Origin of the sequence: Virgibacillus halodenitrificans JCM 12304 (assembly GCF_001310895.1) — a bacterium.
GTDB lineage: Bacteria > Bacillota > Bacilli > Bacillales > Amphibacillaceae > Virgibacillus_Q > Virgibacillus_Q halodenitrificans.
The window spans coordinates 1-23,075 of sequence record NZ_BAZS01000037.1 but is presented as its reverse complement, the minus strand read 5'-3'; the positions used below and the strand labels follow the sequence as shown (position 1 = coordinate 23,075).

Here is a 23,075-nt window from a genome sequence, read left to right as displayed (position 1 = left end):
GCCTTGAAGGCTTTCCCCTTACCATCATTATTTGTATTGTCCGCCACTCATTTGTTGCTGAGCAGTTTGTACAAGACGCTTTGTGATTTCTCCACCAACAGAACCGTTAGCACGAGAAGTTGTATCAGCACCAAGGTTTACACCAAACTCAGTAGCAATTTCATACTTCATTTGATCAAGAGCTTGTTGTACTCCTGGAACTACTAATTGGTTTGAATTGTTGTTATTAGCCATGTCTATCACCTCCTGTAATAGATAGTGTAAGCAGAATCCCATATCTTATTACGAAATAATTTTGGTAAATTGTAGCTATGTTTCCATATTAGAAAAAGAGGAAGACATTGAGGTAAAACAACTTAAGCAAGGCTTTAGCAGAGGTGTCTTGGGCAAGATTCAGTTTTTACTGAGATTGCTAAACCGGACAATGTAATTTTTTTAAAATTGATACATAATAAAAAACCCATCAATGATGGGTTTTTTAGTTTTGTCATTTAATTTATTTTGGATGTGTCATTTCTTCTGGTTTTACATACTTCTCAAACTCTTCTTCGGTTAGTAACCCTAACTCCACCGCAGTTTCTTTCAATGTCGAATTGTCCTCAAAAGCTTTCTTAGCAATTTTCGCAGCATTTTCATAACCGATATGTGGATTTAATGCTGTTACTAGCATAAGTGAGTCATTAAGATACTTTTCAATTTGTTCGTGGTTAGGTTCAATTCCTTGTGCACAACGTTCATCAAAAGACACAATACTATCAGCTAGAATTTGGCAGGATTGTAAGAAATTAAAAGCAATCACTGGTTTGAACACATTTAACTCAAAGTTCCCCTGACTTGCCGCAAAACCAATTGTAGCATCATTTCCCATTACTTGAGCTGCCACCATTGTTACAGCTTCACTCTGTGTTGGGTTAACTTTACCTGGCATAATAGAACTCCCAGGTTCATTAGCAGGTATCGTTATTTCGCCAATACCACAGCGTGGACCGCTAGCTAGCCAACGTACATCATTAGCAATTTTCATCATATCTGCTGCTAACGCCTTTAATGCCCCATGCGCATATACAGTTTCGTCATGGCTTGTCAACGCATGAAACTTATTTGGAGCAGAAATAAAATTCTTACCAGTAAAATTATTGATAGCTTCACAAACTCGTTCTGAAAACTCAGGATGTGCGTTCAATCCTGTCCCTACAGCTGTACCACCAATAGCTAACTCCTTTAAATAGTGAAGGCTTTCTTCCACCATGGACTCTGACTTTTCCAGCATTCGATGCCACCCGCTGATTTCTTGGCCGAGTGTTAACGGAGTAGCATCTTGTAAATGAGTGCGCCCTATTTTCACTATATCCTGGAATTGATCCATTTTTACTTTTAATGTATCTTTTAATGTTCTGATTGCAGGTAAAACGACATCCTCCATTTTTAATACGGATGCAATGTGCATGGCTGTTGGATAAGTGTCATTAGAACTTTGTGACTTATTCACATCATCATTAGGATGTAAAGAAAGGTCGCTCCCCTGCTTCCCCAGCCACTGATTTCCAACATATGCAATCACTTCATTCACATTCATATTCGATTGGGTACCACTGCCAGTTTGCCAAACAACCAAAGGAAAATGATCATTTAATTGTTCTTCAAGTACTTGATCGGCTGCATACTCGATCGCTTCTGCTTTCTTAGCATCTAATAAACCTAAGTCACTGTTAGCTTTTGCTGCACTTTTCTTTAAAATAGCAAACGCTTTAATAATTTCATTTGGCATTTTCTCTGTTCCAATAGGAAAGTTTTGTTTACTTCTCTGTGTCTGTGCACCCCAATACTTATCTGCTGGTACGTTAATTTCTCCAATTGTATCTCTTTCCACGCGATATTCCATCGATGGTTCCTCCCTATGTATAAATACTTGTTATAAATCTTCTTCTATTGTACCAAAAAATATAGATATGAAAAGAAAGAAAAGCTTAGCGGATTTTTTATTGACACAAAATTGTACCTATTCCGCTTTCCATATAAGATGGTTTTCTTTTATACTTGTTTAAGAGTGTATTAGTATATACTGGAAGACAAAGAAAATAGTTGGAACAGATTTTAGAAGGAATGAAAAACAAATAGAGGTCTTCCATCTAAAAATAATTCAGGAGGAGGATTGCTCTATGCCAAACATCTGGACACACATACTTTTTTGTGAAGAGGTTGCTGATGCTGTTAAGAAACCCTATCCGTTTTCGAAGTATGAAAACTACATGAAATTGGGTGCTCAAGGTCCTGACCCATTTTTTTATCATAACTTTTGGCCGTGGGTTAAAGAAGGTCCTGTACAGGAGATTGGGAATTTACTGCACACAGAAAAATGTGGAGATTTTTTAGTTGATCTGATTACTTCTGCTAAAAATAAGAGTGAACATATAAAAGCATATGTATATGGTTTTATCACACATCATATTCTTGACAGGAACACCCACCCTTACATTCATTACAGAGCTGGTTATGAAGGGAATAAACACCAAAAACTCGAAGTAATTATTGATACATTGCTTATGGAGAAATATCACAATCTAAAAACATGGAAGACACCTGTTTATAAAGAAATTGACGTCGGATTGAATTTAGATAAAGAACTATCTGTTTTTTTATATGAGGCGATACAGAGAAACTATTCACAGATTAAACAAGAATCTGCTCATTATATTCAAAAATCTTACAAAGATATGAAGCTTGCTCTGCGCCTCCTGTCTGATCCGTATGGTTGGAAAAATATTGTATTTAGCAATTTAATTTCTTCTTTTTCACATCAACCAATTCAAAACGAAAAAGACTATTTAAATATGCAGAACAAAGTATGGTATCATCCCGCAACAAACGAGCGTTTTACAGATAGTTTCATCGATCTTTATAGTCAAGCAAAGGCAGAGGGGTACGAAATATTATCTGAAGTACAGCGTTATTGGAATGATAAAGATACTTCAAGTAAATACCTCCACAGCCTAATTGATGATATTTCTTATGATACGGGAAAACCTTTATCACTTCAGCTTGAAAATCGATACGCTGAACCGATTGTATAAACATTTGTAAGGAGACCCAAATGCTTGGGTCTCCTTATTAGTTAGATTTTTATTTTTGTTTTATCTCCACTTTATCTTGAACGTTGGTTTGAAGTGCTGCTTCCTGCATACCTTTCTCGACATTAACAAACTTTAATAGAATAATACCTCCGATAAAAAATATGATTAAGGAAATAATACCTAAGCGACTTGAACCTGTTAACTGACCAACCAATGCAAATAAAAATGGGCCAAAGATTGCTGCAAACTTGGAAGATATACCATAAAAACCAAAAAACTCAGCATGCCTATTATCTGGTACCATTCGGCCAAATATCGATCTGCTTAAGGATTGCGCGCCACCTTGCACCAAACCAACGCATACTGCCAACAAATAAAAGTGCAAAGCAGAAGTCATAAAATAACCCAGTACAACAATACCCATATAAAAATAAAGCGTAAAGGTTAATGCCTTCTTAGCTGTAAACTTTTTTGCAATTGAACCAAATAAAAAAGTAAACGGGATACCTACAAACTGCGTTATCAGTAAGGCAGCAATTAACGAATTTCCATCTATTCCAATATCCCTGCCATAAATGGTAGCCATTTTTATAATAGTTGAAATACCATCATTGTACATCCAAAATGCTAATAGAAAAATCAATAATTGCTTGTATTGTTTTATTTCTTTAAATGTAGATGTGACTCGTGTGAATCCAATTGCTATATACGACTGCTCTCTCTTAGCACGAACCTTTTTCTCTTCTTGAATATTTTTAAACAATGGTAATGAAAACAAAAACCACCATACACCTACAGTTGCAAAGGATAATTGACTAGCAACTGTAGCATTAGGAATGCCAAACCAATCATGTTTTAATATCATTAATATATTTATTGCTAATAGCAGTCCTCCACCAATATAGCCCCAAGCGAAACCAGCCGTGGAAATTTTATCTATTTCATCTTCATTAGCAATTTCCGGAAGAAAGGCATCATAAAAAACGTTTCCCCCAGAAAAACCAATTGTGCCCACGATGAGTAAAATAGAAGCAAATATATAATCTCCTTCCCCTACAAATGCAAGCAGAACACTTGCAACCATTCCCATATAAGCAAAAAAACGAAGGAATTTTTTCTTTGCAGCAGAATAATCACTAATCGCTCCAAGAACAGGTGCCAATATTGCTACAATCAGTACAGCAATAGATTGAGAATATCCCCAAAAACTTGCTGCAAGATTCTCATTTACTCCTACAGCAGCTACATCATAATAAAATACAGGCAAGACTGCAGCCATAATTGTTGTGGCAAATGCAGAATTCCCAAAGTCATAAAGCATCCAGCTAAAAGCCGTTTTCTTTTTCATCATTTACCCCCTTTACTTGTAAGCATATCAAAATAAATGTCTCCCTCACATAGTTTCATGATTTCTTTTAAAATTAACTGCAATAAATTCATTAGAAAGATAATCGCTTACATTTTCGTCTAATAATATTTCTTTCTGCACATACAAAGAACCTCACCTCTTAAAAAGGCAAGGTTCTTAAAATACGATTTATTCCCAAATAAAATGCCTATATTCTTCACTTAATTTTATGAACAACTCTTCATTACTAGTGTCAATCGCATCATTGATTGCTTCTTCAAGACGGTTTTTATTTACATTAAAGCAAAGTTCGTCTAACAATAATCGTGAAGTAAACTGCAATTCAAACGAAACCTCGCGTTTAGCTGTTTTACTCTCACCCTCGTATCTTAGAAACCGAAATACTACTTTTTGCTTTTTCATGTCAAGACCCCCTTGGTCCTTTAATACTATTATCCATAATTTTCGGAATGATTGCAACAGTTTTTATACAAAAGTTTAATTATTATTAAATGCGCTTCTTGATAGATTAGAGAATGTTTGCCGTATGAAACATACTTATCTGTTTACAATACATATAGCCATGGTATTGTTTGTTTCTCTAGACCCACCAACTATGCTTTTGGTAGACTATGTAAGTATCTAGGAACGTAGTAAATGGAGGAAGCTAGATGAATCATTCGGATAACTTAAAAAAAGGTGAAAAGGGTGCTTGGATCAGTATTATCACCTATTTATGTCTTGCAATTATAAAATTAATTATCGCTCATGAAGGAAATTCGGACGCATTACGAGCAGATGGGCTAAATAACACTACTGATGTTATCGCTTCGGTTGCTGTGTTAATTGGTTTAAAAATTTCCAGAAAACCTCCAGATGAAGATCACCATTATGGACATTACAGAGCTGAAACTATCGCATCGTTATTTGCCGCATTCGTTATGATGTTGGTCGGTGTTCAAGTAATTCTTGAGACATTTAAAAAAATGTTATTAGACGAAGTTTCTCAACCTAATATGTTAACGGCTTGGACTGCATTGGGTGCTGCGATTATTATGTTTTTGGTGTACTTATATAATGTTAATCTTGCTCGCAAGATACAGAGCAGTTCTTTATTTGCAGCCGCACAGGACAACCGTTCAGATGCGCTTGTAAGTATAGGAGCTTTCATCGGAATTACCGGCTCTCAATTTGGACTTTTTTGGCTTGATCCATTAGCAGGATTACTCGTTGGCTTCATTATTTGTAAAACTGCCTGGGAGATTTTTAGAGACTCTACTCATACATTGACAGATGGTTTTGATGAAAAGCAGATAAAGCAGATTAAAGAAAGTGTTAAAAGAGATCCTGATGTTAAAGAAGTGGTGGATGTGAAGGGAAGGATTCATGGCAATCAGGCTTTCATTGATATTACTATCCTTGTAGATGGTGCGCTTAATGTAGAACAAAGTCACAATATATCCGATCGAATAGAAGAATACCTATATAAAAAACATAATATTAACCATGCACAAATTCATATAGAGCCATATAAATAAAACAGGATCATTTCATTAAATGGTCCTGTTTTATTTTATAAAGTGAATAGAAAAACGGTTGCTATAGCTCCTGCTACAACTAGAATTACATTCAAACCGATATATGCTAATCCGATTGCCACTAAACCTCCAATAAGACCAATGTGTGGCTGATCAGGTCGAACGGATAGTATTCCAGGAAAAATCAGTGCTCCCAATGCAGCGAAGGGAATAGCGTTCAGCCATCGATTTACCCAATCTTTAAATTGCAATTTATCTACAATAAAGGCTGGAAGGAGTCTTGGTATCATAGTTACAATACACATACCTACGATTATAAAAAGTATCATTTTACTTCCTCCTTCAATAAGTAGATGCCACTCATACCACCAATAATAGTACCAGCTACAATTGCCCACCCTGTACTCATCCCTAATTGAATGCATAATGCGTTAATTAGCATGGCAACTAGTGCGATTAATCCTAATTTAAATTCCTTTTTCACAGACGGCACAAGCAAACCTATAAACATAGCGTATAACGCAATCCCCATACTCTGACTAAGCTTTTCGGGTATGATATCCCCCAGAACACCACCGAGAAATGATCCTATTACCCAAGATAAATAAGCGGTTAAGATAAGAGCTGTATAAAATAAAGCTCCTTTATCTTTATTAGCCTCTTCCGTATGTAATGCCGAGACAGCAAACGTTTCGTCTGTGAGTCCTAATGATAGCGGTGCTTTCCATTTTAATTCCATGCCTCGTAAGCGATTCATAAAGGAAAGACTCATAACAAAGTGTCTGAAGTTTAAAACAAATGTAGCTATAATGATTTCTGCTGCGCCAGCCCCTAGAGCAATCATGTTTGCACCCATAAATTGACTTGCTCCTGCAAACACCATCACACTCATCAACGTTAATTCTGTTAATGTCATGCCCGACTGTTTTGCCAATACACCATAAGTTAACGCGATTGGTAAATAGCCAACCATAATCGGAAATCCAGCTGCTATACCTTTTTTTATCATCCTTGAGCTATTCGATTGCTCCTGTTTATCGAGAATATTTTCATTCATCATCTTCCCCCCTGAAGCTGCAATTCAAATTATTATAACGTATTTTTTTAATTTTAAAAAGATTTCACCTCTCTATTTTCCATTGACAAAATCACTAAAGCATATTATATTCGATAATAATCTAATTGAATATGACAATCCCGGATGAAAGTAAATTATATCTGAGCAGAAAGAAGAGACAGAGTGGTTGGTGAAAACTCTGGCAGGAAATAATTGAAGTACACATCCATTAACTCGGATTTATTTTATATGAGTGGTTGGAGAATTTCTTCAACAATCAGGGTGGTATCGCGGAGTCAGCTTCGTCCCTTTCTATAGGGGGCGAAGCTTTTTTATTTAATGAGAAATTATAAAAACTCTTATGCATAAACAGCCACTTCCAGCTCCAACGCCCTTCACTAGCAACTAGCAGGAGTGTTTGGTAAGGAGATCAGTTAAGTACGCCGCTATCCGCGGCAACATCGATCCACCATGCTTAGCGAGGCGCAGTTTGTAACTTGCTAAATGGGCGATTGTCCTTTGTTCTTAATTTTTCAACCTAGAGGAGGTTCACCATGTTTCCTATTAAACCGAAACATCATCCACCATTAACGGAAGCTATCATTTCTTTTCTGATTCTTATTGGTTTGATAAGCTACTTTATTATTGCTGTTGGCGCTCCCCCGCATGTTCCAATTATACTTGCGATTTTTCTTTTAATTGTTTATGGCTTCATGAAGAAAATAGCTTTCACAGAACTTCAGGAAGGGATGACTGAAGGAGCAAGAGCCGGTATGGGGGCAATATTTTTATTTTTACTTATTGGCATTTTGATCAGCAGCTGGATCGTCAGTGGCACGATTCCATCATTAATAAATGTTGGTTTTACACTTATTGGTGGTACGTGGTTTTATGCCATTGTATTTGCAGCTACGGCAATTATCGGTGTGTCAATGGGGAGTTCATTAACAACCACTGCAACCATTGGCGTAGCTTTTATAGGCATGAGTGAAGCATTGGATGCTTCTATGGCCATAACTGCTGGAGCTATTGTTTCCGGGGCTTTTTTCGGCGATAAAATGTCGCCTTTATCTGATACGACCAATTTAGCATCCACAATTGTAGGTGTTGACTTATTTGGTCATATTAAACACATTAGCTTGACAACAATCCCAGCATTTATCATCTCCTTTATTCTATTTGCTCTATTGTCACCTAATGAGAGCATGCCGATGGGGACAGGAGATAATTATCAAATGGCTCTTGAAGCCACTGGATTAATTCACTGGTCTTCATGGATACCGTTACTAGTCATTATTTTATGCACTATTTTAAAAACACCAGCTTTTCTCGCTTTGGGGTTAAGTAGTGTTGTTGCAACTTTTATAGCTGGAATAAGAGATGTGTTGCCTTGGAGCGAGATTTGGAACGTTTGGTTTAACGGTTATACCGCAACAACTGATTTTCAACCTGTTAACGATTTATTGACGAAGGGTGGAATAAACAGTATGTTGTTCACCATTTCTCTTGTCATAGTAGCGTTAGGCTTCGGAGGGTTGCTCTTTGTTACAGGTATCATTCCAACTATCCTGCTCTCTTTACAAACCAAACTAAGGAAAACGCGCACCATTATACTGTCAACAGCAGCTACAGCAATTGGCGTGAACGTTTCTATTGGTGAACAGTACCTTTCAATTATGCTAACTGGTGAAACTTTTAAGGGAGTATACGAAAAAGCTGGCCTTTCTAAGAAATCACTGTCACGGACATTGGAGGATGCCGGAACAGTAATAAATCCATTGGTTCCTTGGAGTGTTTGTGGTGTATTTATTGCAGATGTATTAGGCGTACCAGTATTAACTTACTTACCATTCGCCTTCTTTTGCCTATTAAGTCCAATTATTACAATGGTCTTTGGCGGAAGAAAGCTAAAAAACTAGCTATTTATTCATTACAATGCAATATTATTTTTCACATAAATTGAAAGATAAAGATCTGTTCCTTTCTGTAAAGTTGGAAGAAAATGCGAACTAGTGGATATGATTTTTTAATCTCGCTACAGGAAAATATTACGCTTTCCGCGGGCGGCCTGCAAGCCTCCTCGAACTCCACTAACGTTCCGTTCTGTGGGGTCTCGCTAGTCTCGCTTTTCCCGCAGGACAAGGAAAGCTACGTCAGCAAGGCATCGCACGAAAAAAATGAGTATTTCCATTTTTGAGGAGCCTTCATATTTTCCCTTCGCTAGGATGCGTTAGAAATATCGAAGTGATAATATATTTGTCAAAAAAAATAATTGAGCAAACTCTAAACTTAGATAAAAGTCCATACCAATTGATTGGAATGGAAGATGACGACTCCTGCCGGAATAGCATGAGCTGAAGACCCTGGACGGAGCGTAGCGGAGGAAGCGGCTGAAGCCATGCCGGGCGGCAAAGAAGACACTGTGAGGTTACGAACAGATGTCGCGCTTGTACCCGGAGGTGTGAAAGCGTTCATCTGTAATGGAAATCAATGGCGATAGATGATCTTCCAAGCGTATATAGATAACTTTTTTAGTAGTTTAGATTCAAAAAACAGGCTACCCTATGAGGAGTAGCCTGTTTTTTAGCTGATTGCTGTTTTTAATTTACGTAATCCTTCTAATAAACGAGGGGATGGCCTGCAAAATAATGATTCTTCAAGTACATGAATGTTATCTAGTTTAATTGCTTTCATCTTGTCCCATCCAGGGCGCTTTCTAACCAAAGCTGGATTCATTTTTTCTTCTTTTACCCCTACCCATACCATGCAGATATGATCAGGGTCCCGCTTCTTCACTTCTTCCCAATCGGTTTGGAAATTAGCAGTTTTCTCTGTCGCAAAAATATTTTCAGCGCCAGCTAATTCGCTAATTTCTGTTAACCAGTTAACAGAACCGGGAGTAAATACAGGCTTTGGCCACCATTCCCAATAGAGAGAAGGCTTAGCGGATTTCACCTTCGCCTGCTCACGATAATATTGCAGATCCGTTAAAAATGCTTCTTTTTTATGCTTACCAAGCTCTTCCTCACCAATGGCGATCCCGGCTTTCTCTATATCATCTGCTATTTCCTTTAGTGAATTCGGGTCTAGAATGATATAGGGCAATCCTTTTTCATCAAGAGCAGCTATATTTTTCTCCATTCCTGGTACACTCAAGGAAGCGAGCACAAGATCTGGATTAAGGTCTGCTACCTTTTCCATATCAATTGACAGGTCGGGGCCGACTTTTGGTAAGTTTGTTATGGATTCTGGCCAATCAGAATAGTTATCTACTCCAACGAGCAAATTTGTTCTATCCAAATAAGCCATTATTTCGGTATTACTTGGACAAATGGAGACTACTCGCATTTTATAACACCCCTTCCCTATTTATCCTGATCAGTAATAATTAGTGGGGCATCCTTTGTGATTACAAGGGTGTGCTCATATTGCGCAGATCGTCCTTTATCAATTGTTCTGGCAGTCCAATTGTTCTGATCCATCTGGCTTTGCCAATCTCCTTCATTAATCATTGGTTCAATCGTGATAACCATTCCTTCTTTTAACCGAAGACCCTTATTTGGCAATCCGAAGTGCGGAATATGCGGTTCCTCATGAAGCGTTGGCCCAATCCCATGTCCGGTGAAGTCACGAACAACTGAAAAGCCTTCCTCTTCGGCATAGGTTTGGATAGCATGACCGATGTCTCCTATGCGTTTCCCTGCACGTGCTTGTTCAATCCCTTTATACAATGCAGTCTTGGTTACATCCATAAGCCGCAGTCCTTTTTCATCAACATTACCAACAGCATACGTCCAGGCTGAATCAGCAAGACCACCATCAAGATTTACTACCATATCAATTGTTATGATATCCCCATCAATTAATTTTTCATCACGTGGGAAACCATGACAAATCTCATCATTTAAGGAGGCACAGATAGCATATGGGTATCCACTATATCCTTTTTGCTCTGGGGTTGCTCCGTGTTCTTCAAGAAACTTTTCAACAAAGGCATCGATTTCCATTGTAGTTATCCCAGGCTTAATCATTTTGGCTATTTCTTTATGACATTTAACGAGAATATCTCCTGCTGCCTGCATTTTTTCTATTTCACGTTTGCTTTTTCTTGTAATCATCTATTTCTTCCTTTCCTGTATCTTCAAAAACATTTAACTATGTTAAACTATTCATAACGTACTTTTCGATAATTGTAACCACCATAAAGTTTACCATATACTCACCAATACATAAAAGAGATTAGTGATTAGGGGGATTCTATGATCGAGATTAATGATGTAAGTAAAGATTTTGCTGGAATTAAATCAATGAATTTAACCATTCCTGATGGTAAAATTATTGGATTTCTTGGCCCAAATGGTGCGGGGAAATCTACCACCATTAAAATGATGACAGGTATATTACCCATAGATGCAGGTACTATTACACTAAATGGCTTTGATATTGAGAAAGAGCCCATTCAAGCGAAACAACACATTGGTTATGTACCTGATCAACCCGATATGTTTCTAAGGTTAAAAGGTATTGATTATTTGAATTTCATTGGAGATATATTTGAAGTTCCTGAAACCACCCGAAAAGAACGAATTGAACGGCTGACTACCCAATTTAATATTTATGAAGCTCTTCAAGACTATATTCAAACATATTCCCATGGTATGCGACAGAAAATTATTGTTACTGGTGTTCTTCTGCATGATCCCGACATCTGGATTCTTGATGAACCACTAACCGGTTTAGACCCTAAATCTGCTTATATGCTTAAAGAAATGATGCGTGAACATGCGGCTAAAGGGAAAACTGTCTTCTTTTCCAGCCATGGTCTGGAGGTAGTGGAACAGCTATGTGATGAAGTTGCTATCATCAAAAATGGAGAGCTTATTTTTTACGGTGGCTTAGCTGAAATGCGTAAACAATTTCAGACAAACCAATCATTAGAGCAAGTTTTTCTGGAGCTGACTAGTGATGAATAGAACATGGTTATTAATAAAAACGATATTGAAAATGCATTATTCAAGAGCTGGAAAAAGCAATTCACAAATTGGGCTATTGGTTGTTGCTGCCTTGTTTCTTATTCCACTTGTCTTTTTTTATTTATCTTCATTGAGAGAGATTATAAATACATTATATGATGCTCTAAACCCTTTAGGGCAAGAAACCGTCATTATTGGTTTACTATTTGTCGTTATGCATGTGCTGTTATTTTTTATGAGTTTTATTACTGTGCTAAGTGCTTTTTATTTCGCAGAAGATATTATCTCATTTCTCCCTTATCCGTTTCATGGTTATCAGCTATTATTAGGAAAATCAGCTCAACCTTTTATCTATTTGTACATAACGAGCGCCGCAATCTATCTGCCAGCCTTTGTGTATTATGGAAATGCCGCCAGTGCTTCTTTTTTCTATTATATAATTGGATTTATTTTATTTATTTTATTACCGATTATCCCATTTTCGATTGCTTCCATCTTATTGATGTTCGTAATGAGATTTGTAAATATCACCAAAAATAAAGAACGATCCAAGATCATTGCTGGGATTGCTTCATTGTCTTTTATTATTTTAATCAACGTTGTCGTGCGTTTAAATACAAACACGGAGATGATGATGCAAGATGTAGCCAGTTATATACAGGAAAAAGATGGGCTACTCAAACTCATTACTTCCTTCTACCCACCAGCTTATTTCAGCACAATGGCCCTAGCAAGTGGGGGACTGCTATTCTTTCTAGGTATATTAATTCTCACTGGCATTGCATTTCTTCTTTTTATATGCCTTGGGCAAATTTGGTATATAAAAGGGCTGTTGGGGACCGGAAACAAAAAGTCACATAAAAAAACAACTGGTACAGTATCTAAACATATTAAAAAGCGCCCTGTCTGGCTTTCCTATATTCGAAAAGAACTACTTGTTATCTTTCGCACGCCCACATTTTTAATGAATTGCGTTATTCAAAGCTTATTTGCACCTGTGTTTCTGTTTATTATTTTTATGCTTGATTCGGGCACTAGTGTTACAGGAATGATGGATATATTCTCAACAAAAGAACAATTACTTGTATTATTCTTGGCCTCAATGTTTATATTAGGGGCAAATGCTACATCCTATACATCCTTGTCAAGGGAAGGGAAAGATTGGAATTCCAATTTATTCCTGCCATTACAACCTAAGCAAATTTTCTATAGCAAAATTGCAGTTGCATGGATTATAAATCTTATTCCTATAGGACTGATATTAGCAGCTTGTATATTTGCCTTTAAACTATCTTTTACTCTAACCTTCATTTGGCTCATTATTGTGTTACTCTCCAGTTGGTTTACAAGCATGCTAGGGACCTATCTTGATTTGGATAATCCTAAACTGAATTGGACAGATGAGCAAGAGGTTTTTAAGACAAGAATGATTGGGTTAATAGCAGTTATTATTGAAATAGGACTGTTTGGTTTACTTGTTCTTTTAGTTTGGAATATCTCCTTCATACAAGGTCTTTATTTAACTTCAGGAATTTTACTAATTCTATTGGTGACGGCAATTCTAATTATAGATTACCTTCTAAAAAGTAAACTAAAACAAAATGCACATCAGCGAATATAATGAAAAATGCAGAGGAAAGTTCCTCTGCATTTTTTATATAGTACGGAAGTATAAATTTTTTAACAATATCCCCTACCATAACCGCCTGTATAGGAAGTACCAATGATAATTAATAAAATAAATAATACGACTAGCAGGGCGAACCCGCCTCCATAGCCTACTCCACTTTTACTCATTATTTCCCCTCCTCAATTAATATATGGTATGCAGAGGGTGGAAATATGACAGGGCGGATATAATGAGTCTTTTTCCTTTATACATAATCCGTAACATTATATATTTTCCCATTAATAACACTTGATTCATCTGTAATTATGTCTACTAAAACACCTGCAACTGTGTCAGTTTTTCTCAGTAAATCATTCTCTTTATAAGCTTTAAATTTATCGATTTCTGCAAACTCCTCTTTGGTACTGGAACGTATTTGTTTTTGCATATCCGTGTCCATAATGCCTGGACTAAATGCAATTATTTTATTCTCTGTTTTACGTTCATCCTGTTCCAAGGCGACTGTTTTTGTATACATATTAACAGCGGCTTTTGAACTGCAATACGCACTCCAGCCATCTACTGGCCTTTCAGCAGCACCTGAGGAGACTGTGGCTCCAATAAATAGCAGATCATCCATTGTAGCTTTCTTTAAAAATGCATTCATCAAAAGCATTGATGAAGTGAGATTAATTTGAATATGATTAATTATGTCATCCGCTTTTATATTCATCGCTTGATCAACCGGCTCGATGACACCAGCATTATTAACAAGGTAAAGGCCTGTTACTTCCTGTTCATTTAAGTCGGCAATGACTTCAGAGATTGTTGCATTTATTGCAGAATTGTCCGCTAAATCACAACTATAATGCTTGAAAATAACATTATTATCGGCAGCATGCCTGCTCAGTTGGTCCGTTTTATTTCTGGAAATGCCAAGTACATGCACACCTTGCTCCATAAAAAGTTTAGCAATTGACAGTCCTAAGCCTCTGGACACCCCAGTAACAATTGCAAATTTCATCATCACCACTCCTCTCCATATAACTATTCCATACCCTGTTTGTACTTTTAAACAAACCTTTATTCTGTCTTATTTAATAACTTCATTCCAATAATAAACTAGGGTCTCCATTCCTTTTTCAAAACTGTCCATTGGAAAGCTCTCATTAGGAGAATGTAATCTATCATCTGGTGTACCAAAACCTAATAAAACAATTGGTATGTTATAAATATCTTCTATCCATTCAACAACCGGAATAGAACCGCCCATTCTTACATAAACAGTATCCTTTCCAAATGCTTTTGAATAACTAGCGGCTGCTTTTTGAATTAACGCATGCTCTGGCTCTACTTTATACGCCTTGGCTGAAAGCTTTTCTTTTTTCACTTCCACGTTAACTCCAGTTGGAACCACTTTATTAATATGCTCTTCAAGCAACTGTTGGATCTTCACAGGGTCCTGGCCGGGGACTAGACGGCAGGTAATTTTAGCAGTTGCAGAGGAAGGAATAATTGTTTTCGTTCCTTCTCCTTGATAGCCACCAAACATCCCGTTAATTTCGAGAGTTGGACGTGCCATTGTATGCTCTTTCGCTGTATACCCTTTTTCTGAAACCGTTTCTTTAACTCCGGTTGAAATCGTATAGTCTTCACCTTGAACTTGATCAATCAACTTACGCTCATATTCAGACAGGGGCTCCACATCATTATAAAACCCATCTACAGTTACGACTTCATCTTGATTCTTCATGGAAGCCAAAATATGACTTAAAGCCATAAGTGGGTTTCGAATGGCGCCACCATACATGCCTGAATGCAAATCATGATCCGGCCCGTTCACATTGATTTCAATCCCAGTGAATCCTTTCAAACCATACAAAATTGTTGGCTGATTTTTAGCGATCATTCCAGAGTCAGAAATGACTGCAAAATCGGCTTGAAACATTTCCTTTTTCTCTTGGAGAATTTCATATAAATTCTCACTGCCAATTTCCTCTTCTCCTTCAATACATACCTTTACATTGAGTGGCAGTTTCCCCTCTGTTCTCATATATGCTTCAAAAACTGCCAGGTGCATAAACACCTGTCCTTTATCATCACTTGAACCTCGCGCATATAAACGACCGTCTCTTATTTCAGGTTGAAAAGGGTCACTCTCCCAAAGCTCAATGGGATCGACAGGCTGCACATCATAATGCCCGTAAAATAAAACGGTAGGAGCTTCCGGCCCTGCTTCATTATACTCTGCATAAACAAGAGGGTGCCCCTTTGTTTGCTGTTTTTCTACTTTATCAAAACCAATATCGTTTAAATAATTCACAATAAAATCAGCAGCTTTATGAATGTCTTCTTTATGCTCTTTACTTGTACTTACACTTGGTATAGATAAAAATTCATTCAATTTATCAAGTAAGGTTGATCGGTTTTCTTGTAAATAGGCTAACGTTTTTTCACTCATTATTCTGCCTCCATTTTGTCTATTTGTTACCCATTCTAGCATAATGACTCAAATTCTCCTATCTCTTAAGCCATACATATATCGGAGGTTGCTAAAAAGATAGTCAAAGATGAACATTTAAAAATAAATGCTTCCGCTCCAAAAAAGCTAATTCTACATAAAAAATTCGAACGATGCTTCGGTATGAAGATACATCAGTTCGAATTTTTATTAAGGTAAAGGCATTTTTTTAATTATGCCAATGAGTTCTGTAAATCCTCGATAAGGTCTTCCCCATCTTCTATGCCCACCGAGATTCGGATAAGTCCATCTGTTATCCCTAACTCTCTTCTTCTTTCTAAAGGTATCGAAGCATGCGTCATTCGGGCAGGAATGGAAATCAAACTTTCTACTGCACCAAGACTTTCCGCTAGCGTAAAGTAGTTAACACGTGCTAACACTTGATCTGCTCTGTCGGCACTTCCTACATCAAAGGAAATCATCCCACCAAACCCCTGGGCCTGTTGTTTGCTGATTTCATAACCAGGGTGATTTTTTAATCCGGGATAGAAAACATCAGATACCTTTTCATGTTGTTGTAAAAAGTGAGCAATCTTATGAGAATTAGTCTCTATAGCTTCCATCCGTAGTGCTAACGTTTTTATTCCTCGTAATAAAAGCCAAGAATCCTGTGGTCCTAAAATGGCACCTACCGAATTTTGAATGAAATGGATGTCTTTCGCAAGTTCATTTGATTTCACCACAACCAAGCCTGCTACTATATCACTATGACCACCTATATACTTTGTAGCGCTATGCAAAACAATATCTGCTCCTAAGTTAAGGGGTTGTTGCCAATATGGTGTAGCAAATGTATTGTCAACAATTAACAGTAAATCATGTTTTGCAGCAATTTCTGCCATTCTTTTAATATCGGTAATCTTAAGTAATGGATTTGTTGGTGTCTCTATATATAGCGCTTTTGTATTTTTTTGAATAGATGCTTCTACTTGTTTTGGATCACTTGTATTTACAAACGTATGATCAAGTCTAAAACGGTTAAGAACCTTGCTCATCAAGCGATAGGAACCCCCGTACACATCATCTGTTAATAAGATATGATCCTCTGACTTGAATAGCATCATAACAGATGTGATGGCAGCCATCCCCGACCCAAAAGCAAAACCTGCTTTCCCATTTTCTAATTCTGCAATAGTTGTTTCTAATGCATGTCTTGTAGGATTTCCAGTACGAGAATACTCATAGCCACTGTGGTTTCCGGCACTTTCCTGTTGGTAAGTACTAACTTGATATATTGGAACCGATACGGCTCCGGTTTCCTGATCTCCAGTTACTCCAGCATGAATATATTGTGTTTTTTTTCGCATTTACCTTCCCCCTTATCCATAGATGTGTTTACTTAGGTATCGGTCGCTTCCGTCAGGGAATATTGTTACCAATGTGGTCCCAGGTTTTGCTTCCCTCGCCTCTTCCATTGCTGCAAACATTGCAGCTCCTGACGAACTTCCTACAAGCAACCCTTCCTTCGCAGCTAATTCTTTTACCATCTGAAATGCATTCTCATCAGAGACTGTATAGACCATATCCATATTCGCTTTATTAAAAAAAGGCGGAAGAAATTCCATACCGATACCCTCAGTTAAATGGGAGCCAGCTTTTCCTCCTGCAATAATGGAACCTTCTGGCTCTACAATGACCGTTTTTAGTGCAGGTTTCTTTTTCTTTAAATAAGCCGCACATCCCATAAAAGTTCCTCCTGAACCTGCGCCTGCAATGAATATGTCGATATTTTCCCCAAGGTCTTTCCATATCTCGGGTCCTAGTGACTTAAAATAGGTTCTTGGATTAGCTGGGTTTGAAAACTGCTGTGGAGAAAAGCTGTTTGGAATCTGCTTCAACATTTCCTTTGTCTTTTCAATTGCTCCAAGCATTCCTTTATTTTTTGGCGTATGAACGATTTCTGCACCCAATGCTTTCATTAATGATTGCTTTTCATTACTAAAATGCTCAGGTACACAAAATATAATAGAAAGATTTCTATTCAATGCGGCCAATGCCATGCCAATTCCAGTATTACCAGCTGTTGGCTCAATTATAGTTCCACCATTCTGCAAAGCGCCGCTTTGAAGCGCGTCCTCAATTAATTCAACGCCGAGCCTGTCTTTAACACTTCCGCCTGGATTAAAATATTCAAGCTTTGCCAGTAAACGGACTCCTCTAGGAAGAGAAAAGTGTGTTATCTCTATTAAAGGAGTATCACCGATTAACTCATGAACAGATTTATAAATTGCCATTACTTTCTCCCCATATTTAAAATACTTCTCGCCATTCCAGTTTCTTGTTCAGCATCTCTCTAGCAATTTTCTTTGCACCCTCCAGACTGTGGTTAGCTGCCCAACCACATTGCACTTCATTACAAGCTGGGACTTCTTCTGCCTCTAATACATCATCTAATGTTTTTTCCAGTGCAGTTAATACTTCCTCATAATTATCATTGTTTAAAATCGCTAAATAAAACCCTGTTTGACATCCCATTGGCCCAATATCCAGAACGTTTTCCATATGGTTACGAATATTTTCAGCCATTAAGTGTTCAATGGAATGCAATCCAGCCATTTCCATATGTTCCTTATTTGGTTGTTTAAAGCGGATATCGTACTTATAAACTTTATCTCCTTTGGTTCCTTCTGTAACCCCTACCAGTCGAACATAAGGTGCCTTTACCTTTGTATGATCAAGATTAAAGCTTTCCACATTCATTTTTTCTGCCATTTTATGTTTCCCCTTTCTTTCGCCTTTTTTTGCTTTAATTATCCAGACAAAATCATTCATTTGTTTAAAAGACACTTCAAAATTATACTTTTCAAACATATTTCTTATTAATGGAATGGTCGAATAGTACTCTCGATTTAAATCCTCCGCCAAATCTACATAGCCTTTTTCCAAAGCATGGTCTATTGCTTTTTTCTTATCTGCATCAGAAGTGAATATAGTATCGCCAAAAACTACCTTCCCGCCAGCAGATAATATACTGGAATATTTCTCTATAGCACTTTCCTTTTCTGTATCTGTTAAATGGTGAAAAGCGTAGGTGCTTGTAATTGTATTAATTTCTTCTTTAACAGGAGGAAAATCTATAAAATCTCCATCCAGAAGAATCACTTCATTCAGCTTCTCTGATGCTATCTTTCTCATAGATGCAGAGGGCTCTATACCAATAACATGCAAACCTTTTGCTACTAATTTCTCTGTCAAGTTTCCTGTGCCTACCCCAAACTCTAATACGGTCCCTGCTGACTCACTCACAACTTCTGCCAAAATCTGCTCGTAATTCTCAAAAACAGTTGCATATTGCGGGTTTTCACCTGAAACACTTGCATCATATGTTTCTGCCCACTCACTAAAAATATTTAAAAATTCTCTCCCCATTCCCATTTCACTCCACAATTTTATTAAAACATAGTAAAACACTATGAATAGTAAGATTATATGTAATATCATATCATATGTTCCTTATTAGTCAATAAAATTGGTTATTCTTGGATCCACATTATATTTAAAGTGGGAAAAGTGACTTTTCCGAAGTCTGAATTAATAAGCCGTATGAACAGAATCTCCGTAATCAAAAAGAAAAAGTGTACTACTTTTGTGTAGTACACTCCTTAATGAGCCATATTATTTATTGTTGTCTGGAAATAGACGATCGATCATATTACCAAATTGGTCAAAGAAACCCTCTACTGGTTTCCCATTATCAGCATCATTTATATAATTATTTGTTAAATCCACAAAATCTGGGTTAGTTGAAACATATACATTGTCGATATCGTTGTCCACAGACTTTACAATTTTGGTTATTTCATCTTTCACTTTATCAGTTACTTCATTACCCTTATTATTAGTATTATTGTTGTTATTTTTGTTACCGTTATTGTTGTTTGTGTCTAGTCTGGCTGCCACATAAGCATTATTGTCTGTTGTAAGAACATAGGCACTTTCAATGTCATCTACTTTATCAGTAATTTTATTGGCAGCTTCTTCTGCTACGTCATAACGAGTTTCGTTACCACTTCTTGTATCTGTACGATTTTGGTCTCTTTCGGAGTTTCTCATCATGTCATGATTACGATCTCCTGACATTCCATCCCCAGTATTATTATAACGAGTTTGTTCTATATTATTGTTATCTCCCATAGCGCCTTCCTGATTGTCCCCATTGTCGTTTGTTCCACAGGCTACTAAAGCTAGTGCAAGTATCGATGTTATACTCAATATTTTTAATTTCATCCTGTACTCCTCCTTATAAATTTATTTCTAGTATGCTTCACCCATCTTTTATTATTCTTCGCAAACAAACCTTTTTATGGTAAACGAACCAATTTATGCTTTGCTGATATAAATAAAATATGGGGGACAATATAAATAGCCCTTACATTATAAGGAGGGGTAATATGGATATACCAGATTATGACAAAGCATTATACTACACCTTGTGGGGCCAATGGGATGAACTGCTTGTACTAATGGTCCGTACAAATGATGATATGCTTTCAAAGAAAATACAACTCTTCCTGCATGCTTACCATTATTCCCTGGACGAAGGAAAAATCATTCAATCACATGATAATCTTCTTTATTATTTAGACCATGCCATGAAATACCAACCTGCAATTGCTATGGAAATATAAAAATGGAGGCTGTTTGGTGACAGCCTCCATTTTTATTTTAATCATCATTATCATGCTCGTGATCATCATGATCTTCGTCATCATCTTTATCATCATCATTATATTTGTCATCATCGTCATCGTCTTGCTTATCTTCTTTATGCTTATTCTTATTATATTTATGCTTATGGTGTTCCTTATCATATGAATGATGTGATTGATTTTGGTGGTTTTTATCGTGATTGGAATGATTATTTTTACGTTTTTGATCTTTACTTTGTTCTTGTTTCTTGTGACTATTATTTTTCTTTTCTTCAACCTTTTGTTTGTTATTTTCAGCACTGTTATTCTTTTTCTCGTTGGGATTATATTTCTCTTTTTCAACCATTTGTTTACTTGAAGTATTGGAAGAAGCCTTTTTGTCATTACTATTTTCTTGTTTTATTTGGTGGTTATTTTGGGATACAGGGGGTTTATTTGTTTCTTTTTCATGTATTGGCTCTTTTTTATTTTTTTCTTTTATCTTAAGGGAAGACTCTTCTGTTTCTTTTTTCGAATGATCATTATCGTCGGTATAAAAAGAATGAATTATTGCTCTCTCCTGATCATTCATTGAAACAGAGCCTTGTTTATTTTGATCTTTATTTACTAGCCCTGCCATTAGTTCATTCATTGATTTATTACTGTTTTTCGCTTCTTCTCTAACATGCTTTGGAACATTGAACGTAACAACGCTCCAATCGGTACGTTTTTTCTGAAATGAGTTATCCACCTGCTCTAGAACAGAAATATCTTTAACCTCTCCATTTGCATAACTTACTCCAACCAAAATATTTTTTTGGTCATTAATCATTCCGGAATGTTCACTTTCTTTCATTATCATCCGAATTACTTTCTCTACATTTTGATTTTTATAATCAGACAAATTTGAAACAAGTTCTTTTCCATCTTTATTGAGCGAGTGAATGGATTGTACCTTTAAATCTTTATTCAGCTCTAATTCTACACTTGGATTAATATCAATATTCACATAGGCATATGTTTTGTTTACTGACACTATAAAATAAAATGGCAGAACCAATAAAAGTAAAACACAAGCCATCGATAATAAGCGGACTGATGTACTCACTTTTTTAGTTGGAAATAGTAAAAATGTTTTCTTATTACCATCAAAAGGTTCGAAGCAAACTTCTGAGCCGACCATTGCGTCTATTGGCTTTGCTTTATAAAACGCTCCTCCTTTTTCCATTACGATGGTATAATGAGAATGCTTTTCCATCACAATCCCTTTTTTCACTGACCCACCCCCTTTAGATAATCCTGAAGATATACATAATCATTACTGAGGACGACAAATATCGCTAAAATGAATTTTCTGTTCCTTTCCAATGTTTTTTTACTAACGTTGACACGTTTGATCAGATCTTTAATGGGCAATTTCTTTTTATCCAATACATAACTGTGTAATTTCTCATCTTCGAATAAGATACGGGCTGTACGAACCGCTGAGTCACGTGCATCCTTATGTTTTGGCGAGGATTCAGTTAATTCTAAAAGAGTCAATTTATATTCCTTCAATTTCTCCTTAAAATCCATTATTTCTTCCTTACGTTGCCAAGCATCCTGTTCCATTTGGAAATTTCGTTTTACAGCTACTATTTCAATTGGATTTTCCATTAATTCTGCATCATATGTTTCATCCAATGAAATCCCCAGCGGGCGTTTTTGAACATAACGAATATAGTCAATAACCTTCCTTTTCACTACCAAGTTTGCGAAAGATAAAAAAGAACTCCCTTTGTCAGGAGAATAGGATAAAATAGCTTCATTAAATGCAGAAAGTCCGATACTGAATTCGTCATCTTTTTTTGGATCGATATAACGTTTGCATACTTCGGAAACACACTTAGCGATAAATGGTTGATATGTCTTTAAAAGATAATTTTGTATTAGCTCGTCCCCTTGTTGAGCTGAGGCGATCATTTCTTCAAGAGGAATGTCTTTTAATGACTTACTCATAATCAACCTAAAACACCCCCAGCTATCATAATTTTCGTAAGTTTTTTCTTGTTTTTGGGTGTAGTTATTATTTGTGTTATATATGTCATGATGTTTTCACCATCTTATCTTAAAATTAATTATATTGAAATGGTTGCAGTCTGCTTTATCTTAACTTAAACAGTATGTTGTTACTACCACAAAACAATTACATTTTGTTTAAATTACAATGACTCACGTTGATATATCTGTAAATAATCAGTATATTTAGAGTCTCATAAGCTAGGGCATAAACGTTTTCTCTTTCAAATTCACTTTCTACGCAGTAGGAGTAAACTACGACGTAGTGAAAA

General features: G+C 36.6%; 24 protein-coding genes and 1 pseudogene. 6 read left to right on the top strand and 19 right to left on the bottom strand.

All coding sequences use genetic code 11. From position 1 onward, the window contains the following. Positions 1-27: 27 nt before the first annotated feature. Both JCM12304_RS16125 and fumC read right to left on the bottom strand, forming a co-directional pair. Positions 28-234 (bottom strand): alpha/beta-type small acid-soluble spore protein, encoded by a 207-nt coding sequence (locus tag JCM12304_RS16125; RefSeq protein WP_019376154.1) that lies wholly within the window; start codon positions 232-234, stop codon positions 28-30. A 262-nt stretch (positions 235-496) separates the two neighbouring features. Then, positions 497-1,882 (bottom strand): class II fumarate hydratase, encoded by a 1,386-nt coding sequence (gene fumC, locus JCM12304_RS16120; protein WP_060681561.1) that lies wholly within the window; start codon positions 1,880-1,882, stop codon positions 497-499. A gap of 277 nt (positions 1,883-2,159) precedes the next feature. Here fumC and JCM12304_RS16115 point away from each other — a divergent pair, with 277 nt between their 5' ends. After that, entirely contained in the window at positions 2,160-3,071 is a 912-nt protein-coding gene (locus JCM12304_RS16115) for a zinc dependent phospholipase C family protein (RefSeq protein ID WP_060681560.1), read from the top strand. 49 nt (positions 3,072-3,120) lie between these two features. On the opposite strand, the gene JCM12304_RS16110 is transcribed toward JCM12304_RS16115, so the two are convergent. After that, positions 3,121-4,419: an MFS transporter gene (locus tag JCM12304_RS16110; protein ID WP_060681558.1), complete on the bottom strand. Its 1,299-nt coding sequence runs from the start codon at positions 4,417-4,419 to the stop codon at positions 3,121-3,123. Between the two features lie 189 nt (positions 4,420-4,608). After that, positions 4,609-4,842: an IDEAL domain-containing protein gene (locus JCM12304_RS16105; protein WP_060681556.1), complete on the bottom strand. Its 234-nt coding sequence runs from the start codon at positions 4,840-4,842 to the stop codon at positions 4,609-4,611. A gap of 248 nt (positions 4,843-5,090) precedes the next feature. On the opposite strand from JCM12304_RS16105, the gene JCM12304_RS16100 reads away from it, so the two are divergent. Further along, positions 5,091-5,957 (top strand): cation diffusion facilitator family transporter, encoded by an 867-nt coding sequence (locus JCM12304_RS16100; protein ID WP_060681553.1) that lies wholly within the window; start codon positions 5,091-5,093, stop codon positions 5,955-5,957. Between the two features lie 35 nt (positions 5,958-5,992). Here JCM12304_RS16100 and JCM12304_RS16095 read toward each other — a convergent pair whose 3' ends face one another. Together JCM12304_RS16095 and JCM12304_RS16090 are read right to left on the bottom strand one after the other, a co-directional pair. Continuing rightward, the gene (locus tag JCM12304_RS16095; RefSeq protein ID WP_019376147.1) at positions 5,993-6,286 is read right to left on the bottom strand and encodes an AzlD domain-containing protein; all 294 of its coding nucleotides are present in this window, start codon (positions 6,284-6,286) and stop codon (positions 5,993-5,995) included. Beyond that, positions 6,283-7,014 carry an AzlC family ABC transporter permease gene (locus tag JCM12304_RS16090; protein ID WP_060681551.1) on the bottom strand — a complete coding sequence of 244 codons (732 nt, stop codon included), beginning with the start codon at positions 7,012-7,014 and terminating at the stop codon, positions 6,283-6,285. The genes JCM12304_RS16095 and JCM12304_RS16090 overlap by 4 nt, the downstream gene beginning before the upstream one ends. Positions 7,015-7,568: 554 nt before the next feature. Between JCM12304_RS16090 and nhaC the strand changes: the two genes are divergently transcribed. Beyond that, entirely contained in the window at positions 7,569-8,933 is a 1,365-nt protein-coding gene (nhaC, locus tag JCM12304_RS16085) for a Na+/H+ antiporter NhaC (RefSeq protein WP_060681549.1), read from the top strand. A 370-nt stretch (positions 8,934-9,303) separates the two neighbouring features. On the opposite strand, the gene JCM12304_RS20170 is transcribed toward nhaC, so the two are convergent. The 3 genes from JCM12304_RS20170 to map form a co-directional block, all read right to left on the bottom strand. After that, the gene (locus tag JCM12304_RS20170; protein WP_256200850.1) at positions 9,304-9,435 is read right to left on the bottom strand and encodes a hypothetical protein; all 132 of its coding nucleotides are present in this window, start codon (positions 9,433-9,435) and stop codon (positions 9,304-9,306) included. Positions 9,436-9,597: 162 nt separating this feature from the next. Further along, complete coding sequence (locus tag JCM12304_RS16080; protein ID WP_060681547.1) at positions 9,598-10,362, bottom strand: cobalamin-binding protein; 765 nt, start codon at positions 10,360-10,362, stop codon at positions 9,598-9,600. 17 nt (positions 10,363-10,379) lie between these two features. Next, a complete protein-coding gene (gene map, locus JCM12304_RS16075; protein ID WP_019379333.1) occupies positions 10,380-11,132 on the bottom strand; it encodes a type I methionyl aminopeptidase in 753 nt (250 codons plus the stop codon). 141 nt (positions 11,133-11,273) lie between these two features. On the opposite strand from map, the gene JCM12304_RS16070 reads away from it, so the two are divergent. Together JCM12304_RS16070 and JCM12304_RS16065 are read left to right on the top strand one after the other, a co-directional pair. Beyond that, complete coding sequence (locus tag JCM12304_RS16070) at positions 11,274-11,987, top strand: ABC transporter ATP-binding protein (protein ID WP_019379332.1); 714 nt, start codon at positions 11,274-11,276, stop codon at positions 11,985-11,987. Then, a complete protein-coding gene (locus JCM12304_RS16065; protein WP_060681545.1) occupies positions 11,980-13,608 on the top strand; it encodes a putative ABC transporter permease subunit in 1,629 nt (542 codons plus the stop codon). Before JCM12304_RS16070 ends, JCM12304_RS16065 begins: the two co-directional genes overlap by 8 nt. Positions 13,609-13,667: 59 nt before the next feature. Here JCM12304_RS16065 and JCM12304_RS19175 read toward each other — a convergent pair whose 3' ends face one another. The 8 genes and pseudogenes from JCM12304_RS19175 to JCM12304_RS16030 form a co-directional block, all read right to left on the bottom strand. After that, the gene (locus JCM12304_RS19175; RefSeq protein ID WP_019379330.1) at positions 13,668-13,784 is read right to left on the bottom strand and encodes a YjcZ family sporulation protein; all 117 of its coding nucleotides are present in this window, start codon (positions 13,782-13,784) and stop codon (positions 13,668-13,670) included. Between the two features lie 77 nt (positions 13,785-13,861). Next, positions 13,862-14,620, bottom strand: a complete 759-nt coding sequence (locus JCM12304_RS16060) for a (S)-benzoin forming benzil reductase (protein WP_019379329.1) — start codon at positions 14,618-14,620, stop codon at positions 13,862-13,864. Between the two features lie 69 nt (positions 14,621-14,689). Next, on the bottom strand, positions 14,690-16,057 hold the full coding sequence (locus JCM12304_RS16055) for a dipeptidase (protein WP_019379328.1): 1,368 nt from the start codon (positions 16,055-16,057) through the stop codon (positions 14,690-14,692). Between the two features lie 233 nt (positions 16,058-16,290). Continuing rightward, complete coding sequence (locus JCM12304_RS16050; protein ID WP_060681543.1) at positions 16,291-17,424, bottom strand: bifunctional cystathionine gamma-lyase/homocysteine desulfhydrase; 1,134 nt, start codon at positions 17,422-17,424, stop codon at positions 16,291-16,293. A 12-nt stretch (positions 17,425-17,436) separates the two neighbouring features. After that, positions 17,437-18,351 carry a PLP-dependent cysteine synthase family protein gene (locus JCM12304_RS16045; protein WP_060681541.1) on the bottom strand — a complete coding sequence of 305 codons (915 nt, stop codon included), beginning with the start codon at positions 18,349-18,351 and terminating at the stop codon, positions 17,437-17,439. Between the two features lie 16 nt (positions 18,352-18,367). Beyond that, positions 18,368-18,829 carry an S-ribosylhomocysteine lyase gene (locus tag JCM12304_RS16040; RefSeq protein ID WP_060681583.1) on the bottom strand — a complete coding sequence of 154 codons (462 nt, stop codon included), beginning with the start codon at positions 18,827-18,829 and terminating at the stop codon, positions 18,368-18,370. Between the two features lie 24 nt (positions 18,830-18,853). Beyond that, positions 18,854-19,486 (bottom strand): annotated as a pseudogene (locus JCM12304_RS16035) (class I SAM-dependent DNA methyltransferase); the annotation flags it as partial. Between the two features lie 246 nt (positions 19,487-19,732). Continuing rightward, the gene (locus tag JCM12304_RS16030; protein WP_317617824.1) at positions 19,733-20,329 is read right to left on the bottom strand and encodes a YhcN/YlaJ family sporulation lipoprotein; all 597 of its coding nucleotides are present in this window, start codon (positions 20,327-20,329) and stop codon (positions 19,733-19,735) included. Between the two features lie 179 nt (positions 20,330-20,508). On the opposite strand from JCM12304_RS16030, the gene JCM12304_RS16025 reads away from it, so the two are divergent. Next, positions 20,509-20,745 carry a YhdB family protein gene (locus JCM12304_RS16025; protein WP_019379323.1) on the top strand — a complete coding sequence of 79 codons (237 nt, stop codon included), beginning with the start codon at positions 20,509-20,511 and terminating at the stop codon, positions 20,743-20,745. A 37-nt stretch (positions 20,746-20,782) separates the two neighbouring features. Here the strand turns inward: JCM12304_RS16025 and JCM12304_RS16020 are convergent, their stop codons facing one another. Next, positions 20,783-22,021 carry an anti-sigma-I factor RsgI family protein gene (locus JCM12304_RS16020; protein WP_060681536.1) on the bottom strand — a complete coding sequence of 413 codons (1,239 nt, stop codon included), beginning with the start codon at positions 22,019-22,021 and terminating at the stop codon, positions 20,783-20,785. Continuing rightward, positions 22,018-22,743, bottom strand: a complete 726-nt coding sequence (gene sigI / locus JCM12304_RS16015) for an RNA polymerase sigma factor SigI (RefSeq protein WP_060681581.1) — start codon at positions 22,741-22,743, stop codon at positions 22,018-22,020. Before sigI ends, JCM12304_RS16020 begins: the two co-directional genes overlap by 4 nt. Positions 22,744-23,075 lie beyond the last annotated feature (332 nt).

Coding starts and splice junctions, on each gene's coding strand:
- JCM12304_RS16125 (WP_019376154.1), bottom strand. CDS start 234: ATGGCTAATAACAACAATTCAAACCAATTAGTAGTTCCAGGAGTACAA.
- fumC (WP_060681561.1), bottom strand. CDS start 1,882: ATGGAATATCGCGTGGAAAGAGATACAATTGGAGAAATTAACGTACCA.
- JCM12304_RS16115 (WP_060681560.1), top strand. CDS start 2,160: ATGCCAAACATCTGGACACACATACTTTTTTGTGAAGAGGTTGCTGAT.
- JCM12304_RS16110 (WP_060681558.1), bottom strand. CDS start 4,419: ATGAAAAAGAAAACGGCTTTTAGCTGGATGCTTTATGACTTTGGGAAT.
- JCM12304_RS16105 (WP_060681556.1), bottom strand. CDS start 4,842: ATGAAAAAGCAAAAAGTAGTATTTCGGTTTCTAAGATACGAGGGTGAG.
- JCM12304_RS16100 (WP_060681553.1), top strand. CDS start 5,091: ATGAATCATTCGGATAACTTAAAAAAAGGTGAAAAGGGTGCTTGGATC.
- JCM12304_RS16095 (WP_019376147.1), bottom strand. CDS start 6,286: ATGATACTTTTTATAATCGTAGGTATGTGTATTGTAACTATGATACCA.
- JCM12304_RS16090 (WP_060681551.1), bottom strand. CDS start 7,014: ATGAATGAAAATATTCTCGATAAACAGGAGCAATCGAATAGCTCAAGG.
- nhaC (WP_060681549.1), top strand. CDS start 7,569: ATGTTTCCTATTAAACCGAAACATCATCCACCATTAACGGAAGCTATC.
- JCM12304_RS16080 (WP_060681547.1), bottom strand. CDS start 10,362: ATGCGAGTAGTCTCCATTTGTCCAAGTAATACCGAAATAATGGCTTAT.
- map (WP_019379333.1), bottom strand. CDS start 11,132: ATGATTACAAGAAAAAGCAAACGTGAAATAGAAAAAATGCAGGCAGCA.
- JCM12304_RS16070 (WP_019379332.1), top strand. CDS start 11,274: ATGATCGAGATTAATGATGTAAGTAAAGATTTTGCTGGAATTAAATCA.
- JCM12304_RS16065 (WP_060681545.1), top strand. CDS start 11,980: ATGAATAGAACATGGTTATTAATAAAAACGATATTGAAAATGCATTAT.
- JCM12304_RS19175 (WP_019379330.1), bottom strand. CDS start 13,784: ATGAGTAAAAGTGGAGTAGGCTATGGAGGCGGGTTCGCCCTGCTAGTC.
- JCM12304_RS16060 (WP_019379329.1), bottom strand. CDS start 14,620: ATGAAATTTGCAATTGTTACTGGGGTGTCCAGAGGCTTAGGACTGTCA.
- JCM12304_RS16055 (WP_019379328.1), bottom strand. CDS start 16,057: ATGAGTGAAAAAACGTTAGCCTATTTACAAGAAAACCGATCAACCTTA.
- JCM12304_RS16050 (WP_060681543.1), bottom strand. CDS start 17,424: ATGCGAAAAAAAACACAATATATTCATGCTGGAGTAACTGGAGATCAG.
- JCM12304_RS16045 (WP_060681541.1), bottom strand. CDS start 18,351: ATGGCAATTTATAAATCTGTTCATGAGTTAATCGGTGATACTCCTTTA.
- JCM12304_RS16040 (WP_060681583.1), bottom strand. CDS start 18,829: ATGGCAGAAAAAATGAATGTGGAAAGCTTTAATCTTGATCATACAAAG.
- JCM12304_RS16025 (WP_019379323.1), top strand. CDS start 20,509: ATGGATATACCAGATTATGACAAAGCATTATACTACACCTTGTGGGGC.
- sigI (WP_060681581.1), bottom strand. CDS start 22,743: ATGAGTAAGTCATTAAAAGACATTCCTCTTGAAGAAATGATCGCCTCA.